This is a genomic window from Streptomyces sp. NBC_01244 (assembly GCF_035987325.1).
Classification (GTDB): Bacteria; Actinomycetota; Actinomycetes; order Streptomycetales; family Streptomycetaceae; genus Streptomyces.
Genome location: NZ_CP108488.1, coordinates 8,155,641 through 8,172,260 on the forward strand (window position 1 = coordinate 8,155,641; position 16,620 = coordinate 8,172,260).

14 protein-coding genes, 1 tRNA gene and 1 riboswitch are annotated in these 16,620 nt (G+C 71.3%); of the genes, 11 read left to right on the forward strand and 4 right to left on the reverse strand.

The features are described 5' to 3' along the window. Nucleotides 1-293: 293 nt before the first annotated feature. The 4 genes from OG247_RS36310 (at nucleotide 294) to OG247_RS36325 (ending at nucleotide 5,795) form a co-directional block, all read left to right on the forward strand. On the forward strand, nucleotides 294-2,009 hold the full coding sequence (locus OG247_RS36310; protein ID WP_327256208.1) for a glycoside hydrolase family 71 protein: 1,716 nt from the start codon (nucleotides 294-296) through the stop codon (nucleotides 2,007-2,009). A 104-nt stretch (nucleotides 2,010-2,113) separates the two neighbouring features. Continuing rightward, nucleotides 2,114-2,254, forward strand: a riboswitch (cobalamin riboswitch). 43 nt (nucleotides 2,255-2,297) lie between these two features. Then, nucleotides 2,298-3,788, forward strand: a complete 1,491-nt coding sequence (locus OG247_RS36315) for a ribonucleoside triphosphate reductase (protein WP_327256209.1) — start codon at nucleotides 2,298-2,300, stop codon at nucleotides 3,786-3,788. Beyond that, on the forward strand, nucleotides 3,785-4,408 hold the full coding sequence (locus tag OG247_RS36320) for an anaerobic ribonucleoside-triphosphate reductase activating protein (protein WP_327256210.1): 624 nt from the start codon (nucleotides 3,785-3,787) through the stop codon (nucleotides 4,406-4,408). The genes OG247_RS36315 and OG247_RS36320 overlap by 4 nt, the downstream gene beginning before the upstream one ends. A gap of 145 nt (nucleotides 4,409-4,553) precedes the next feature. Then, complete coding sequence (locus tag OG247_RS36325; protein ID WP_327256211.1) at nucleotides 4,554-5,795, forward strand: aminotransferase class V-fold PLP-dependent enzyme; 1,242 nt, start codon at nucleotides 4,554-4,556, stop codon at nucleotides 5,793-5,795. Between the two features lie 9 nt (nucleotides 5,796-5,804). Here the strand turns inward: OG247_RS36325 and cobF are convergent, their stop codons facing one another. Next, complete coding sequence (gene cobF / locus OG247_RS36330; RefSeq protein WP_327256212.1) at nucleotides 5,805-6,557, reverse strand: precorrin-6A synthase (deacetylating); 753 nt, start codon at nucleotides 6,555-6,557, stop codon at nucleotides 5,805-5,807. An 18-nt stretch (nucleotides 6,558-6,575) separates the two neighbouring features. Here cobF and OG247_RS36335 point away from each other — a divergent pair, with 18 nt between their 5' ends. The 4 genes from OG247_RS36335 to OG247_RS36350 are packed head-to-tail and all read left to right on the forward strand — an operon-like array spanning nucleotide 6,576 to nucleotide 9,838. Beyond that, nucleotides 6,576-7,331: a (Fe-S)-binding protein gene (locus OG247_RS36335; protein WP_327256213.1), complete on the forward strand. Its 756-nt coding sequence runs from the start codon at nucleotides 6,576-6,578 to the stop codon at nucleotides 7,329-7,331. Beyond that, nucleotides 7,328-8,815: a lactate utilization protein B gene (locus OG247_RS36340; RefSeq protein WP_327256214.1), complete on the forward strand. Its 1,488-nt coding sequence runs from the start codon at nucleotides 7,328-7,330 to the stop codon at nucleotides 8,813-8,815. The genes OG247_RS36335 and OG247_RS36340 overlap by 4 nt, the downstream gene beginning before the upstream one ends. Beyond that, nucleotides 8,812-9,444 (forward strand): LutC/YkgG family protein, encoded by a 633-nt coding sequence (locus OG247_RS36345; RefSeq protein WP_327256215.1) that lies wholly within the window; start codon nucleotides 8,812-8,814, stop codon nucleotides 9,442-9,444. The genes OG247_RS36340 and OG247_RS36345 overlap by 4 nt, the downstream gene beginning before the upstream one ends. Nucleotides 9,445-9,448: 4 nt before the next feature. After that, on the forward strand, nucleotides 9,449-9,838 hold the full coding sequence (locus tag OG247_RS36350) for a VOC family protein (RefSeq protein ID WP_243340214.1): 390 nt from the start codon (nucleotides 9,449-9,451) through the stop codon (nucleotides 9,836-9,838). A 35-nt stretch (nucleotides 9,839-9,873) separates the two neighbouring features. Here OG247_RS36350 and OG247_RS36355 read toward each other — a convergent pair whose 3' ends face one another. Beyond that, nucleotides 9,874-10,371, reverse strand: a complete 498-nt coding sequence (locus tag OG247_RS36355; RefSeq protein ID WP_327256217.1) for a DUF309 domain-containing protein — start codon at nucleotides 10,369-10,371, stop codon at nucleotides 9,874-9,876. 119 nt (nucleotides 10,372-10,490) lie between these two features. On the opposite strand from OG247_RS36355, the gene OG247_RS36360 reads away from it, so the two are divergent. Further along, a tRNA-Pro gene (locus tag OG247_RS36360) sits at nucleotides 10,491-10,564 on the forward strand. Nucleotides 10,565-11,469: 905 nt separating this feature from the next. Here OG247_RS36360 and OG247_RS36365 read toward each other — a convergent pair. Next, a complete protein-coding gene (locus OG247_RS36365; protein WP_327256218.1) occupies nucleotides 11,470-14,409 on the reverse strand; it encodes a hypothetical protein in 2,940 nt (979 codons plus the stop codon). Between the two features lie 228 nt (nucleotides 14,410-14,637). Further along, a complete protein-coding gene (locus tag OG247_RS36370) occupies nucleotides 14,638-15,507 on the reverse strand; it encodes an AfsR/SARP family transcriptional regulator (RefSeq protein ID WP_327256219.1) in 870 nt (289 codons plus the stop codon). A gap of 148 nt (nucleotides 15,508-15,655) precedes the next feature. Between OG247_RS36370 and OG247_RS36375 the strand changes: the two genes are divergently transcribed. Continuing rightward, nucleotides 15,656-16,312 carry a hypothetical protein gene (locus OG247_RS36375; RefSeq protein WP_327256220.1) on the forward strand — a complete coding sequence of 219 codons (657 nt, stop codon included), beginning with the start codon at nucleotides 15,656-15,658 and terminating at the stop codon, nucleotides 16,310-16,312. Nucleotide 16,313: 1 nt separating this feature from the next. Further along, nucleotides 16,314-16,619: a hypothetical protein gene (locus OG247_RS36380; RefSeq protein ID WP_327256221.1), complete on the forward strand. Its 306-nt coding sequence runs from the start codon at nucleotides 16,314-16,316 to the stop codon at nucleotides 16,617-16,619. Nucleotide 16,620: the final 1 nt, after the last annotated feature.

Sequence of the window (16,620 nt, forward strand, 5' to 3'; positions counted from 1 at the left end):
ATTCCCTATTCCGGCGAAAAGCCCGTGCCGCCCGGTGATCGCAGCAGTTGTACAGGTCGCATGCCTTTGTCCAACCGCGTGCGAAGAGTGCCGCCCCGACGTCCGAACCGCGCAGGCCAAGGGGCCCGTCGGCTGAGGTGGCTGCCGCGGCCGGGGCTCAGGTGGCCCCGCAGTCCCGTCCCGTCTCACGCCCCGTCTCCCGGGGAACAGTTGTCCGGGGGGCGGGAATCCGCTGTACTGCTGCTGTGTGGCCCGTACGGGCATGGCGCGGGCATATTCGGGGGAGGGCCAGGATGAGTGCGGACCGGCGGCGGGCAGGGCGCGGCACGAGACCCGCGTCGCACCGGCGCCGTGCGGGCTTCCGGCGCCGAAGACCCCTGCTGAGCCTCCTGCTCTCCGCCTTCCTCCTCGTGGGGGTCTGCGCCGCGACGGGCATCGCCTGGGAGCCCCGTACCGTCTCGGACGCACGGGCACGCTCGGCACCCGGCCCGGCCGACTCCCTGTCCGGGGCGCCCGGCGACAGCTCCGCGCCCGCCACCGCAGGCCCCGCCACCACCGGCCCGGGCACCACCGCCCCGCAGAGCCCGGGCGGGCCGGCCCCGGACCCCAAACCCCAGGGATCCGGTACGGACGGCGGAGCGCGCCCCACCGGAGCCCTGCCCTTCGACCTGCCGCAGCCGGCCGCCCTGCGCTCCGGCGCCGCCGGCAAGAAGCTGGTCTTCGCCCACTACTTCACCCCGTACCCGCTCTCCCTGGACAACGCGAACGCCGACGCCGACTACTACACCCGCAACTACCTGAAGCCGGACGGCGAGAACGGCAAGCACCAGCGCTACGGCGGCCTGCTCCGCGACCGACCGCTGCCGGTCCCGCCCAAGGCCGGGGACTGGGAGCTCGCCAACCTCCGGCAGGAGGTCCGCACCGCGCGCGCCGCCGGCATCGACGGATTCACCCTCGACCTGCTCTCCCTCTCCGGGAAGAACCTCGAACGCTGCAACCTCCTGATGGAGGCGGCCCGTTCGGTGGACCCGGCCTTCAAGGTCATGCTGATGCCGGACATGACCTCCCTGGACACCGACGACCCGGCCGTGCTCGCCGACCTCCTCGCGGAACTGGGCAAGGCCCCGGCCGCCCACCGGCTCCCCGACGGACGGCTGGTCGTCTCGCCGTTCAAGGCGGAGGAGAAGAGCGCCGCTTGGTGGACCCGGGTCATGGACGTCCTGAAATCCCGGCACGGCATCCGTACCGCCTTCGTCCCGCTCTTCCTCGACTTCGGCGCGCACAGCGGCGAGTTCGAGTCCATCAGCTACGGATTCTCCGAGTGGGGCAGCCGCAGTTACGTCGGCCAGGAGAGCTCCACGCGCGACGTACGGCGCGCCCACGCGGCGGGCAAGATCTGGATGCAGCCCGTATCGGTCCAGGACGCCCGCCCCAACCAGGGCATCTACGACGAGGCGGGCAACACCGCGACCCTGCGCGCCACATGGAACCGGGCCATCGAGGACGGGGCCGACTGGGTCCAGCTCACCACCTGGAACGACTACAGCGAGGGAAGCCAGTTCGCGCCCTCCCTGCACAACGGCCACGCCTACCTGGACCTTTCCTCGTACTACCTCACCCGGTTCAAGACGGGCGGCTGGCCGAAGATCGTCCGGGACACGCTGTACCTGAGCTCGCGCACCCAGTTCGCCGCCGCCGACCCGAGCGGCGGCCAGTCCCTCGTGATGTCGCTGCGGGGCGGCAGCGCCGCGGCCCGGGACACGGTGGAGGTGCTGAGCTTCCTGACCGCGCCCGCGAGCATCCGTACGGCCGTGGGGGCGGCCGAGGACGCGCACGCGGCCCCGGCCGGGGTCCACTCCGAGCTGCTTCCCCTCCGTCCGGGCACCGGCTCGGCGGCCGTGGTGCGCGACGGCAGGGACGGGGCCCGGGTGGAGCTGGGGTACCGGGTGGACCGCACGGTGGAGGTGCAGGACCTTCAGTACCACGCCGCCAGCAGCGGCCGGAGCTGAGGCCGAAAGGCCCTAGGCCGCCGCTCTCCGCAGGGCTGAAGTCCCTTGGTTCGGGACCTTCGTCACCCCATATGTAGTGGTGGCACTCTGCTGTCGTATCCATATGTAGTGTTGGCCTTGCCGGTTCGGCGGGGCCTCTCCCCGACCGAGGCAACAGGGAACCCGGTGGGAATCCGGGACTGCCCCGCAACGGTGAGTCCGCCACGGCGGACGAGTCCGACACCTGCCGGCACGGGCTTTCGAAAGGGCCCGCCATTCTTCCGTGCCGAGCCTCGTGGGAGGGCTGCCGTGACTGTTGTCGTCGATGCCGTAGAGACCGTGACCGAATACCTGGACCGCCGGGACTGGCGGGTGAACGCCAACGCCAACCAGGGCTACTCGCTCGGCGGGCTCATCCTCAACGCCGCGGGCAAGGTCACCGCGAACTACTGGCTGGAGCAGGTCTATCCCGCCGCCGTGGCCCGCGCCCACCGCGAGGGCGACCTCCACATCCACGACCTGGACATGCTCTCCGGCTACTGCGCAGGCTGGTCCCTGCGCACCCTGCTGACCGAGGGCTTCAACGGAGTCCCCGGACAGATCGACTCCGCCCCGCCCAGGCACCTGTCCTCGGCCGTCGGCCAGATCGTGAACTTCCTCGGCACCCTGCAGAACGAATGGGCGGGCGCCCAGGCCTTCTCCTCCTTCGACACCTACCTCGCCCCCTACGTCCGCCTCGACGCGATGACGTACGACCAGGTCAGGCAATGCGTCCAGGAGCTCGTGCACAACCTCAACGTGCCCTCGCGCTGGGGCACCCAGACGCCCTTCACCAACCTCGCCTTCGACTGGACCTGCCCCGAGGACCTCCGCGAGCAGATCCCGGTGGTCGTGGGGGAGGAGGCCGGATTCACCTACGGCGAGCTCCAGGCCGAGATGGACATGATCAACCGGGCGTACATCGAGGTGATGACGGAAGGCGACGCCGCCGGGCGGGTGTTCACCTTCCCCATCCCTACCTACAACATCACCCGGGACTTCCTCTGGGAGAGCGAGAACGCCGAGCGGCTCTTCGCGATGACCGCCAAGTACGGGCTCCCGTACTTCCAGAACTTCATCAACTCCGAGCTCGAACCGAACATGATCCGCTCCATGTGCTGCCGGCTCCAGCTCGACCTGACCGAGCTGCTCAAACGCGGCAACGGCCTCTTCGGCAGCGCCGAGCAGACCGGCTCGCTCGGCGTGGTCACCCTCAACTGCGCCCGCCTCGGGCATCTTTACGCGGGCGACGAGGAGCGGCTGCTGGCCGAGGTGGACCGGCTCTGCGAGCTCGCCAAGGACAGCCTCGAGATCAAGCGGATCACCGTCCAGGACCTGATCGACGGCGGCCTCTTCCCGTACACCAAGCGGTACCTGGGCACCTTGCGCAACCACTTCTCCACCATCGGCGTCAACGGCGTCAACGAGATGGTCCGCAACTTCAGCGGGGGCGCCCACGACATCACCGCGCCCGAGGGCCACGCCCTCGCGGTCCGCCTCCTGGACCGGGTCCGGGCCCGGATGGTCGACTTCCAGGAGAGCACCGGCCACCTCTACAACCTGGAGGCCACCCCCGCCGAGGGCACGACGTACCGCTTCGCGAAGGAGGACCGGGCCCGCTTCCCCGGCATCCTCCAGGCCGGCACCGACGCCAATCCGTACTACACCAACTCCTCCCAGCTTCCCGCCGGATGGACCGACGACCCGTTCGGCAAGAAGGGCGAACACGCCGAGCGCGTCCCCTTCAAGGCGGCGGTGTGAGCCCCGCCGCGCAGCCGGACGAGGTCATCCGCATCGGAGGCTGGTCCCGGCTGTCCACCTGCGACTGGCCCGGCCGGCTGGTCACCACCGTCTTCTGCCAGGGCTGCCCCTGGCGCTGCGGCTACTGCCACAACCCCGGCCTGCTGCCCGCCCGGGCCCCCGCCGCCGTCTCCTGGGACGAGGTGCTCGGCCACCTCGCCCGCCGGACGGGGCTGCTCGACGGGATCGTCTTCTCGGGCGGCGAACCGCTGCTCCAGCGCGGCCTGCCGCGGGCCGTACGGGAAGCCCGTGCGCTGGGCCTGGAGGTCGGCCTGCACACCGGGGGAGCCTTCCCCCGGCGCCTCGCCCGACTGCTGGACGCCGGCCTGCTGGACTGGGTCGGCTTCGACGTCAAGGCCCCGCCCGGCCGCTACGAACGGGTCACCGGCATCGGCCACGCGGCCGCCTCGGCCGAGCGGAGCCTGCGCCTGCTGCTCGCCTCGGGGGTCCCCCGCCAGCTCCGCACCACGGTGGACCCGGACCTCCTGGACCCGCCCGCCATGGCCGACCTGGACGACTGGCTCGCGGAGCTGGGCGCGGGGGCCACACTCCGCCAGACCATGCGCCGGCCGGCGGCCTGAGGCCCGGGCGCGGGCCCCGGTTTCGACGGTGCCCCCGCGGCGGCGCCGGGCCCGCGCCCGCGATGGCCGGAGGAGGGGCTGTCGCTCCGCCGGGCGGCGGGGCATGATCGGGCCGACAGCCGCGCCGCACCCACGGAGGTCCCACGTGACCCAGCCCGCAGAGCCGACCGACCGCACCGACCGCGTCGGCCCCACCGACGCCGCCGGACGGGCCGGGGCCGCCTCACGCGGCGGGCCCCTGCGCCGTCCCCCCGAATTCCCGGGCGGGCGGGAGCTGTTCCGGCTCTCCGAGGAGGTCGGCCACCTGAACCACGGGTCGTTCGGAGCGGTCCCGATCCCCGTCCAGGAAACACAGGCCGCCCTCCGGGCGGAGGCGCACGCCGACCCCGACGCCTTCTTCATCGGCGCCCCCGACCGGCTCGTCGCGGCCCGGACCCGGATCGCCGCCCGGCTCGGCACCGATCCGGACGGGCTCGCCTTCGTCTCCAACGCCACCGAGGCCGCCAACGTGGCCCTCGACGCCGTGGAGTTCGCCGCCGGTGACGAGATCCTGGTCACCGACCACGGCTACGGCACGGTCGTCGCGGCCGCCGCCCGGCGCGCCCCGCTCACCACCGTGGCCCTGGGCACCGACCTCCCCGACGAGGACGCCGTACGGGAAACCGTGCTGGCCGGGGTCACCCCGCGGACGCGGGTCGCCGTACTCGACCACATCAGCTCGCCCACCGCCCGGCTCATCGCCTCGCCCCGGCTGCTCGCCGAACTCGCCGAGCGGGGCGTCACCACCATCGTGGACGGCGCCCACGCGCCCGGCATGATCCCCGACCCCCTGGGCGGGGGCGCCGACTTCTGGTTCGGCAACCTCCACAAATGGGCCTACGCCCCCTCCGGCACCGCGATCCTGTCCGTCGCCCCGCACCACCGCGACCGGGTCCGCCCGCCGGTGCCCTCCTGGGAGGATCACCACGGCTACCCGCGCTCCGTGGAGAACCGGGCCACCTTCGACTACACCGGCTGGCTCGCCGCCCCGGAAGGGCTCGACCTGCTGGAGGAACTCGACGCCGCGAAGGTGCGCGCCCACAACAGCGCACTGGCCGCCTACGGCGCGGCCCTGCTCGCCGAGATCCCCGGGGTGGCCCCGCTCCCGTACACCGAGGGCCTGGCCCTGCGCACGCTGCGGCTGCCGCCCGGGGTCGCCGAGACCCCGGCGGCGGCCGGCGCACTGCGGGAGCGGATCGCGGCCGAGCAGCGGATCCGGGTGCTGATCTGGCCCTGGCCGGGCGGCGGCGGGATCCGGGTGAGCGGGCAGATCTACAACCGGGCCGAGGAGTACGAACGGCTCGCCGAGGTACTCCCCGCCTACCTCCCCGGCCACCTCCCGGCCTAGCGGAAGGTCTCAGCCGCGCCGGAGCAGGTACGTGTCCATGATCCAGCCCTTGCGGGCACGGGCCTCGGTGCGCAGCTCCTCGATCCGGCCGGCGACCTCCGCCAGCTTCCCCGAGACCAGGATCTCGTCGGGGGTGCCGACGTACGCACCCCAGTAGATGTACAGGTCCTGGTCGAGGTGGGCCGTGAAGGCGTGCCGGGCGTCCAGCATCACCACCACGTCGTCCACACCCTCCGGCCAGCCCTCCGCGAGCCGGCGCCCGGTGGTGATCTGGACCGGACGGCCCACCCGGTTGAGGTTGGTGCGGTGGCGGGCCAGCAGCGAGGAGATGCTGCTGATGCCGGGCACCACCTCGTGCTCGAAGGCGACCCTGCCCTTCTCCAGCACCTCGTCGAGGATCGCGAGCGTGGAGTCGTAGAGCGAGGGGTCGCCCCACACCAGGAACGCGCCCGTCTCGCCCTCCGCCAGATCCTCGGCGATGAACCGCTCGAAGAGCTCCGCCCGCGCGCTGCGCCAGCCGTCCACGGTCGGGGTGTAGTCGGAGGGCGTCCGGTCGCGGTCGGGATCGCGGCCCTCCACCAGCCGGTGTCCGGGGCGTGCGTGCGCGTCGAGCATCGCGCGCCGCAGCCCGGTCAGATCCGCCTTCTCCTCGCCCTTCTCCAGGATGAGGAATGCGTCCGCCGCGCCGATCGCCCTGACCGCCTGGAGGGTCAGGTGGTCCGGGTCGCCCGCGCCTATGCCGATCACTGAGAACTTCTTCACCGGGCTATTCTGCCCGTCATGCGCGCCGCCCTGTTCGTCACCTGCGTCAACGACGCGCTCTACCCGCGCACGGGCATCGCCGTCGTCCGCCTCCTGGAGCGGCTCGGGGTCACCGTGGACTTCCCCGCCGCGCAGAGCTGCTGCGGGCAGCCGCAGTACAACACCGGCTACCGGCGCGAGGCCGAACCACTGGTCCGGCGTACCGCCGAGGCCTTCGCCGGGTACGCGTACGTGGTCACCCCGTCCGGTTCCTGCGCGGCCATGATCCGCTCCCACTACCCCCGGATCGGGCGCGCGGCCGAGGCGGAGGGCCGGGGCCCGGGACTGGCCGCTCTCGCCGAAGGCCTCGTACCGCGCGTGTACGAGCTCACCGAGTTCCTGGTCGACGTCCTCGGGGTGACCGACGTCGGCGCGTACTTCCCGCACACCGTCACCTACCACCCGTCCTGCCACGGCCTGCGGGGCCTCGGACTCGGGGACCGGCCCCGGCGGCTGCTGGCCGCCGTACGCGGACTGGAACTGCGCGAACTGCCCGGCGCCGAGGAGTGCTGCGGCTTCGGCGGGACCTTCGCCGTCAAGAACCCCGACGTATCGGCCGCGATGGGCACCGACAAGACCGCCCACGCGATGTCCACGGGCGCCGAGGTACTGTGCGGCGCCGACAACTCCTGCCTCGCCCACCTCGACGGCATCCTGCGCCGCCAGGGCGCCCCGCTGCGGGCCCTGCACCTCGCCGAGATCCTGGCCTCGACGGAGGAGGAACCCCTCACATGACGGGCACGTACCTGGGCATGCCGGCCTTCCCCGACGCAGCCCGCGAGGCCGTACGGGACGAGGTGCTGCGCGCCAACCTCCGCCACGCCACGCACACCATCCGCGACAAGCGGGCGCGGGCCGTCGCCGAACTGGAGGACTGGGACCGGCTGCGCGCCGCCGGCAAGGCGGTCAAGGACCACACGCTGGCGCACCTCGACCGCTACCTGCTCCAGCTGGAGGCCTCCGTCACCGCCGCGGGCGGCACCGTCCACTGGGCGGCCGACGCCGGCGAGGCCAACCGCATCGTGACCGAACTGGTCCGGGCCACCGGGGAGAAGGAAGTCGTCAAGGTCAAGTCCATGGCCACCCAGGAGATCGGCCTCAACGAGGCCCTGGAGGCGGCCGGGATCGCCGCGTACGAGACCGACCTCGCCGAGCTCATCGTCCAGCTCGGCCACGACCGGCCCTCCCACATCCTGGTCCCGGCCATCCACCGCAACCGGGGCGAGATCCGCGACATCTTCGCCGCGGAGATGGGCGGCTGGGGCCGTCCGGCCCCCGAGGGGCTGGGCGACGACCCGCGCGAGCTCGCCGAAGCGGCCCGGCTGCACTTGCGCGAGAAGTTCCTGCGGGCCAAAGTCGCCGTGTCCGGCGCCAACTTCATGGTGGCCGAGACCGGCACCCTGGTCGTCTTCGAATCCGAGGGCAACGGCCGGATGTGCCTGACCCTGCCCGAGACCCTGATCTCGGTGGTCGGCATCGAGAAGGTGGTCCCGACCTTCCGAGACCTGGAGATCTTCCTCCAGACCCTGCCCCGCTCCTCGACCGCCGAGCGGATGAACCCGTACACGACCATGTGGACCGGGCTGGGGCCCTCGAAGGGGGCCGACGGCGACGGCCCCTCCGCCTTCCACCTCGTCCTCCTCGACAACGGCCGCACCGACACCCTCGCCGACGAGGTGGGCCGCCAGGCCCTGCGCTGCATCCGCTGCTCGGCCTGCCTCAACGTCTGCCCGGTGTACGAGCGCGCCGGCGGCCACGCCTACGGCTCCGTCTACCCCGGCCCGATCGGCGCCATCCTCAGCCCCCAGCTCCGGGGCACCGCGAGCGAGATCGACGCCACCCTGCCCTACGCCTCCACCCTGTGCGGGGCCTGCTACGAGGTCTGCCCGGTCGCCATCGACATCCCCGAGGTACTGGTCCACCTGCGCGAACGTGTGGTCCAGGGCGGCCCGGTGACCCGCGAGGGCATCCGCGTCCGCATCCGCCCCGCCGACGGCCACACCGCCGAACGGGCCGCGATGCGGGCCGCCCGACTCCTCCTCGACCATCCGGGGGCACTGCGCGCGGGGGAGCGGCTGCTGGCCCGGGCCCGGCGGCTGCGACCCCGCCGGCTGCCGGGGCCGGGGCACGCCTGGACCGACAGCAGGGAGCTGCCCGAGCTCCCGGAGCGCTCGTTCCGCGACTGGTGGGCGGCGCGCGAGAAGGAGGCACGCCCATGAGCGCCAGGGAGCAGATCCTGGCCCGCATCCGCCGGGCCCTGCCGGAGCCGCGCCCGGACACCGCGGTCCCCCGGGACTACCTCGCGGTCCACGGCGCCCGCACCCCGGCCGAGACCGTCGACCTGCTCGCCGCGAACCTCACGGAGTACCGCGCCAAGGTCCACCGGGTCGGCGAGGACGGCATCGCCGCGCTGCTGGCCCGCCTCCTCGCCGAACGGGGCGCCTCCTCGGTCCTCGTACCGCCCGGGCTGCCGCCGCACTGGCTCGCGGCGGCCGCGCCGACCCGGATCCACGACCGCGCGGACTCCACCCCGTACCAACTGGACGCGGTGGACAGCGTGGTGACCGGCTGCGCCCTGGCGATCGCCGAGACCGGCACGATCGTCCTCGACGGCGGCCCCGAGCAGGGACGGCGCCGGATCACCCTCATCCCGGACCACCACATCTGCGTGGTCCGCGTCCCCGGCCAGGTGGTGGACTCCGTCCCCCGCGCGCTGCCGCTGCTGGACCCCACCCGCCCCCTGACCTGGATCTCCGGCCCCTCCGCCACCAGCGACATCGAGCTGGACCGGGTGGAGGGCGTGCACGGCCCCCGCACCCTGGAAGTGGTCCTCCTCGGCACACAATGAGGGCATGTCCTCCCACCTCGCCCTCACCGCCCTCGTGGTCCACGACTACGACGAGGCCATCGACTTCTACACCCGCGCGCTCGGCTTCGACCTCGCCGAGGACACCCCGCGCCCGGACGGCTCCCGCTGGGTCGTGGTCCGCCCGCCGGGCGCCAAGGAGTCCGCCCTCCTGCTGGCCCGCGCCAAGGACGATGCCCAGCGCTCCCGCGTCGGCGACCAGACGGGCGGCCGGGTCGGCTTCTTCCTCTACACCGACGACTTCGCCGCCGACCACGCCCGGATGACCGCCGAGGGCGTCCGCTTCCTCGAGGAGCCGCGCCACGAGACGTACGGCTCGGTCGCCGTCTTCCAGGACCTCTACGGCAACCGCTGGGACCTCCTCCAGCCGGCGTAGCCCGGCCCGCCCCGGCCGCCGCTGTCGCCCCTCGCTCAGGCCGGGCCGGGGCCGCCCGTGAGGTGCGGCGCCTCGGCGGCGGCGTCGACGGCCGCGCCGGCCTCCACCCGCCCCGCCAGCTCCCGGGCCCAGCGGGCCAGCCCGGGCAGGTCCATCCCGTACGCGGGCCCGCCCCCGGCTCCGTCCGGCCCGGCCAGGGCAGAGGCTCCGCGGCGCAGCAGCCGGGCCCCGCCGACCGCGTTCCCGCGTGCCGAATGCGTCAGCCCGACGGCCAGCTGCGCCAGCGCCCGCCACAGCGGTGCCTCGGCCCCGGGCCCGGACTTCCAGGCGTCCTCGAACACCTCGTGCGCGTGGAAGGGCATTCCGGCGTCGAGCAGCAGCTGCGCCTGCGCCACCGTCTCCCCGGGCGTGCGCACCACTCCCTCGGGCTGCCGCTCCACCCCTCGGGCCCCGTAGGGCAGCGGCCGCCCCAGCCCGTCCCTGGGCCGCGCGTTCCGCGCCCGCCCCTCACCGTCCCGATCCCGTGCGTTCACCCCTCCATCCTCTCTTCCTCCCCCTTCCCGCCGATAACCGGTGCATGGACACCCCTCGGTGTGGGGTAATGTTCTGCATGTGCCGCCGAGACGGGGGAAACCCCAGATCAGACGCACATCGGGACGTGGCGCAGCTTGGTAGCGCACTTGACTGGGGGTCAAGGGGTCGCAGGTTCAAATCCTGTCGTCCCGACTTTTCGAAGTCGCAGATCAGGGGCCGTTTCAGAGCAATCTGAAACGGCCCTTTGATCGTTTCTGGGGACCACTTGGGGACCAGCGCACTTGACCAGGGAAAACCGCACCTTGACCCGGTCAAGGTGCGCTTGTCTGCCCGGCTCGCATCGTAGAGGTCGGTGTCGTGGGGCCGCCCCCCTCAGCTCGTCGCGGCCGAAGGATGAGGTTGTGCCCTACTTTCAGCACAGTAAATTTGGGGACCAGTTGGGGACCAAATACGATGTGCGCGGGGTCAAGGGGTCGCAGGTTCAAATCCTGTCGTCCCGACCATGCTTCATGCAGGTCGGAGGCTGTTCTCTCAACCATGGGAGGACGGCCTTTTCCATGCCCGGAGTCCTGGTGGCCGCAGTGTGGTCGCACTCCCTGTTCGGGTCTGGTCCGCCAGGTGCTGAAAGCGGGCGGGGCGGGGGAGCGGAGCCGATCCTGAAGCAGTGCCCGAAGATCTGCAACCACCCGCTCGCCCCGGGCGCCGGTCGAGGGGAGTAGATAGTGCTGCGCTTCGTTCAGCCAGACCACCGTACGGGGCCGATTTTCTGGACGTCGGCCAATGCGGCTTCGGGCCGAGTGGGATCGATGGGATGCCACAGCCTCCAGCCCTCGGCCAGTAACTGTACGGCTTCTCAGCATGCCCGTGCCGCGTCCTCCAACCAGCGCGGACATACCGCTTCGCAGGTGCTCTCTGACTCCTGACCCTCTCCGTCGCGCAAAGGCCCCGTACACGCGCTGCAGGCGTGTACGGGGCCTTGGATCCGCCTCGAACTGGCTCATTGACTGGCTACGGACGGTCTCCGGGCCGGGATCGTCCACGGTGGCTCGACAGAGCCGACCACGTTCGAACAGCCGTGAGAACGGCTCGCCCGGCTCTCACCGGTAGACCTCGATCCTGTTGGCGTTGATGTCGGTCAGTACGCCGATGATGCTGCTGTAGCGCGGTGAGGTGCCGGGATTCACCGGGAGGAGCAGAGTGTCCTGCGCGTAGATCACCGCCTCGCGCACGTTGCTCAGCCCCAGTGACTGGGTCGTCCTAGACATGATCGCCGTGGCGGCGTTGATGCGCCTGGAGGCCAGGTTGAAGTAGGCGGCCAGGAGCTGCTTGCTTAGAACGCTCTTCGGCGCGTTGCTGTCGTTGAACCCTGCTGCGGCCTCGCTGACCGACAGAGCCCCGTTTCGGTCGGTGTCGTAGCGCTGGTCGGTTGCCTGGATCCGCGCCAAGAACTCGGCGGTCCACAGTTCCCGATGGTTCCTCCAGAACCCTTGGGACAGCGGGTTGCGGGTGGGCGGCAGGACGGTGATGGCGGTGCCGGCCGAGTCGGTGACCGGTGCGAAGGTGCACGCACCGCCGGCATTCTTGTAGCTCACGGACACGGTGTCGGTGTACGTCGTCCCCGCCAGGGCCAGGAGCGTGGGCCGAGCCGTGAAGACGATCCGTCGATCACCGGAGCCGGCCGGCAGGTCGCCCACGTTCCAGACCAGGGTGCGGGTGCCGTCGCCGTTCAGCGTCACCGAGCCGGGCCTGGGGCCGGTGCCGAGATCGAGCGCCTGGCTGTAGTAGACGCCGGCCGGCAGAGTGTCGGTGACTGTGACGCCGGAGGCGCCGCCGCTGCCCGTGTTCGCGTAGGTGATGGTGTACGTGATGGCCTCACCCGCGTTGACGGCGGCCGTGGCGGACTTGTCCACCGTCAGACGCGGGGCGTGCACCGTGGTGATGGCCTGCGCCGTGTTGTCGGACGTGTACGGGTCGGGGACGCCGTGGGTGTCGTTGCCCGTGACGGTGACGCGGTTGGCGAGCACCGCGCCGTCGGCGGTGTCGCAGGGCACCCGGTATGTGAAGCCCGGCATGACGGTGGTCACGGCGCCGTTCGCCAGGTCCGGCAGCGAACGCTGCTGCGTGCTGCCGTCGGGCAGGGTGTCGGTGACGTGGATGCTCGTGGCGGTACCGGGTCCGAGGTCGGAGACGGTGGTGGTGTAGTTCACGGTGTCACCGCCGGTGGCGTCGGCGTGGTCGGCGGTCTTGGAGATCGACAGGTCGGCCTTCTGCGTCATCGCGCGCACGTCGTCCTCCGTCAGCTCCGGCAGGAGGTCCGGACGCGCGCCGTCGGCGAAGAACTTGGTGTTCAGGCGGGGGTTGTACTGAATGTTGGCCCAGTCGTCGTAACCACGCAGGGACTCGCCTGGGGTGGCGGCGCTGCAAGCCTGCTTGGACTCGATGCGGTTGATGTCGGCGGCGACGCCCGACTCCGTGGTGCCGTTCCCGTTCCAGTCGATGGGGCCGCCCGTGGCCGGTACCACCTTGGGCTTGCCGTTGACTCCGTAGACCGTTTTCCGAGCCGGGTCGGGCGTCCGGTACAGGCCTCGGCGCTCGTCGAGGTCCTTTTCGTTGAGCTGGGTGAACTGGTTCATCCCGAGCGCGGTGCCCTTGGCGGTGCTGCTGTAGTCGAGGAGCCGTGACGGCTCGAGGATAGGCAACTGGAAGCTGTAGTTCATCACGCTGAGGTAGTTGGGCTTGCAGTTGACGTTGTCGTTGCCGCCGTGGAGCGAGCCGAGAGTATGCCCGAGCTCGTGCATGAACGTGGCGGACTCGGCCACCTTCCGTCCGCCGGAGCCGTTGATCCGGTCTGCGCTCCAGGAGCCGAGCGTCACCATGAAGTCGTTGCCCCCTCTGGGGGGCGGGGGCGACCCCTTCCAGTCCACCTCGGCAACGCCCGAGGAACCTGTGTCGCCGTCCTCATCGACGAAGCTGTCACCGAAGATCATGTAGCGGTAGACCTGGCGCTTCGCCTGCAGGATGTTCGCGCAGTTCGGATCGGCGCGGTCGGCCGGCGTGCCGAAGAACCCCTTGCACGGTTCGGCCGGGTGGCCGCTCTTGAGGTCGTTAAAGTCGTCCTGCGGGCCCGGGCCGTCCTTGTCGAACAGGATGGCAGGCACGTCCGGCAACGGCTCGCCCTCCGTGATGTGCAGGTTGATCCCGCGGTAACTCCTGCCGCCCGGGGTGTCGTAGCCGTCGACCGGCGCGTCGGCGAACGCCCTGACGACGTCCCCGAGGGCTCGGTCGCCCGGGAGCAGTCCGTCCTGAGGTTTGTCCTTCGCCATGTAGTCGGCCTCGACGAACAGGTCCTTGCGATAGGGAACGGCGCTGTACGGCGGGTCACCGAGCGGCAGCTCGACGAACCCGTCGTTGTCGAAGTCCATCCCCTTGCCGGGGACTTCCCAGGTGTTCATGATGCCGTCGCCGTCGCTGTCGGAGTCCTTCGCCAGGTTGACGCAGAAGGGGGTGGTGATCGTGAAGTACCCGCGGGCCGAGTCCTCGCCGCTGCCTTCGCTCTCACCTGCCAGCGTCGGCTCGTCTGCTCCCTGTTGGACGGTGAGTCCGCCGCCGGTGAACGTGCAGGTGTCCAGGTCGAACGAGAGGTTCAGGTCGGCGCTTCCGGAACTCGTCCAGCGGATGGGGCCGTCCTCGGTCAGGTCGTCCTGGTCCCACAACTGCATCTGGATGGCGACGGGGTTGTGGGTGGTGTCCACCGTGGCCGTGTAGACCCAGTCGGTTCGGAAATCGGGACCGTGGCCGCAGCAGTGGGCGTCCCTGCCGTCGAACAGTCCTTGGTGGTCGATCTCGAATTTCGGATAGTAGTCGTTGCTGCAGGCCTCACCGAGACCTTCGTCGCACGAAAGCTCGACGACTCGGTAGAGGCTGATGGTGATGTCCTGCGTCGCGGCCTGGGCCGGAGTGGTGCCGAAGCCGGCCACCCCCGCCAGCACCAGCAGGAGCACGGCAAGTAGACGGACGAACGAATTGACCCTTGGCATCCGGCGGTCTCCCTCAAGGGCGAGTGACGGTGGAGCGGATCGCTGGCCGGATGCTCGCACCGGCGGCCCGTGATGACGGGGCAACACGCTCCGTCACCGCCGGGTGTCCGGCTGGACTTCGCCGGGTCGGCGGTTTCCGAGGAAGGTCCGATTGTCGGCTCCGGACGGTTTGCCGGCGCCGGGCGGTGCAAGGCCGCTGATGGCGGCGTCAATCGGCGGCGAGGCAGGTCAGGATGCCGCCAGGGAGGACTCTCGCGGCCTGGTCGCCGAGAGCGGGTAGGACGCGAGCAGTGCGCTCGTCGCCGGGCTGGGCCTGACCCCGAGTTCCCTCTGGAACAGGTCGACGCAGGACTGGTAGGCCCGCCGGGCCTCGGCGAGGTTGCCCTCCGCGAGATGCACGCGCAGGACCGCGCGGTGCGCGCTCTCCCGCAACGCGTCGGCGCGCAGCACCGTAAGCGCGGCATCGATCGCGAGGCCGAACCGGCCCTGCTCGCAGAGCTGTGAGGAGATGTCCTCCAGGACGTGCAGCCGCAACTGGCGCAGGCGCTCGCGGTCGCCGATCAGCCATTCGTCGTACCAGTCCGGCAGCAGGTCCCCGGGTGGAATGCCGGCCGCCCACGACGCCGCGTTGACCGTGCCGCCACCGAGCAGTCCCATCGACCGCTCGATCTGCTCCCGGACGTCGACCGCGGTGTGCGCGCAGAGATCGATCTGGTCGCCCACGCTTTCGACGAGGCGCGGCACGGCCTGGTTGACGCGCCAGATCGCGGTGCGCAACCGGGCCAGCGCCCGTTGTTCGTCCGTCTCCGGCCAGAGCGTGCCTGCCAGCGCACTGCGGGCGGTGCGGCCCCGCAAGGCGAGTAGCGCCACGAGCCGTTGCGCGCCGCCGGGCAACTCGGTCTCCCGCCCCTCCACGGTCACCCGGAATCCGCCCGACAGGATGACGGTGACCCGCTGCCGGGCGCGCTCTCCGGGTCGCCGCCGGGCCGCCCCGTCAGATGTGCCCTGCTGTCGTGAGATGTCGGCCCTTCCGCACGCACCGGTCATCTTCTTTCCTTCCCACTGGGCCACGGCCTCGCCGCGTCCGGTCCCTTCCACTTGGGTCGAAGATGCCGACGCTCCACCCGATATTCCTCGACGACACCCTGATGGCGGGGGTGAAATGCGTGGTGGCGGGGGTGACGGGCCGAGATCCGTGACCGGAGGGTGACGCGGGCGTGACGCCCGGGGGCCAGCCTTTCGGGCCATGAGCACCTTTCCGGGAAGTCCGCGGACCCTCCGGGGCGCCATCGTGGCCGTCTCGCGGGCGAACCCGCTCGCCCGAATCGTGATCTTCCAGTACAACCCGGACTCCATGACCCGTTCCGTTCGCCCTCGCTCCGCCCCCAAGGAGACCCAGTCCGCGCCCGCGGACGCGCACCGCATCTGGGGTGCCCCGATCGAGACGGTCACCATGACGGTCGAGGTGGACGCTGTCGACCAGCTCGAGAAAGGTGATCCGGTGGCAGTGGCGACGGGGATCGCCCCTCAACTGGCGGCGCTCGAGATGCTGCTCTACCCCAGTAGCGCCCTCGTCCTCGCCAACTCTGTCCTGCTGCAGGCCGGGACGATCGGAGTGCTGCCGCCCGAAGGGCCGCTGATCCTGCTCGTATGGGGGCCCGCGAGGGTCGTGCCCATCAGGCTGGAGAGCCTGTCCATCACCGAGCAGGCATTCGACGCGGCGCTCAATCCGATCCGGGCCGCCGTCGAATTATCCGCCCAAGTCCTCTCGTACCACGACCTGCCGGTGACCGACCCCGGTTACGCACTGTTCCTCGCCCATCAGGTGCTCAAGGAATCCATGGCCACGACCGCGGCGGTCTCCGGCGCCGTCTCCACCCTCACGACGGCGGGCGGGAGCTGACATGCCGGGACCGAGCCGCTACGACGGCAATGACATCGCCACCGCCTCCGTCACCGACGGCGCCGGGGGCGTCCGCCAGGTGCGCCACCTGCGCCGGCGCCCCCTGCCCGACCCGCAACGGGCGCGCGTCCTCGCACTTCATCCGGTCGCCCGGGGGGACCGCATGGACCTGATCGCCGCGAGGCACCTCGGGGATCCCTCCGCCTTCTGGCTCATCGCCGACGCCAACGGCGCACTGGACCCCGACGAACTGGTCGGACCGCACGCCGAAGGCGCCCTCCTCGTCATCCCTGTTCCGGAGGTGTGAG

Excerpts from the sequence above, each read along its gene's own strand:
- OG247_RS36310 (WP_327256208.1), top strand. The coding sequence starts at position 294 with ATGAGTGCGGACCGGCGGCGGGCAGGGCGCGGCACGAGACCCGCGTCG.
- OG247_RS36345 (WP_327256215.1), top strand. The coding sequence starts at position 8,812 with ATGAGCGCCAGGGAGCAGATCCTGGCCCGCATCCGCCGGGCCCTGCCG.
- OG247_RS36335 (WP_327256213.1), top strand. The coding sequence starts at position 6,576 with ATGCGCGCCGCCCTGTTCGTCACCTGCGTCAACGACGCGCTCTACCCG.
- OG247_RS36365 (WP_327256218.1), bottom strand. The coding sequence starts at position 14,409 with ATGCCAAGGGTCAATTCGTTCGTCCGTCTACTTGCCGTGCTCCTGCTG.
- OG247_RS36340 (WP_327256214.1), top strand. The coding sequence starts at position 7,328 with ATGACGGGCACGTACCTGGGCATGCCGGCCTTCCCCGACGCAGCCCGC.
- OG247_RS36375 (WP_327256220.1), top strand. The coding sequence starts at position 15,656 with ATGAGCACCTTTCCGGGAAGTCCGCGGACCCTCCGGGGCGCCATCGTG.
- OG247_RS36350 (WP_243340214.1), top strand. The coding sequence starts at position 9,449 with ATGTCCTCCCACCTCGCCCTCACCGCCCTCGTGGTCCACGACTACGAC.
- OG247_RS36380 (WP_327256221.1), top strand. The coding sequence starts at position 16,314 with ATGCCGGGACCGAGCCGCTACGACGGCAATGACATCGCCACCGCCTCC.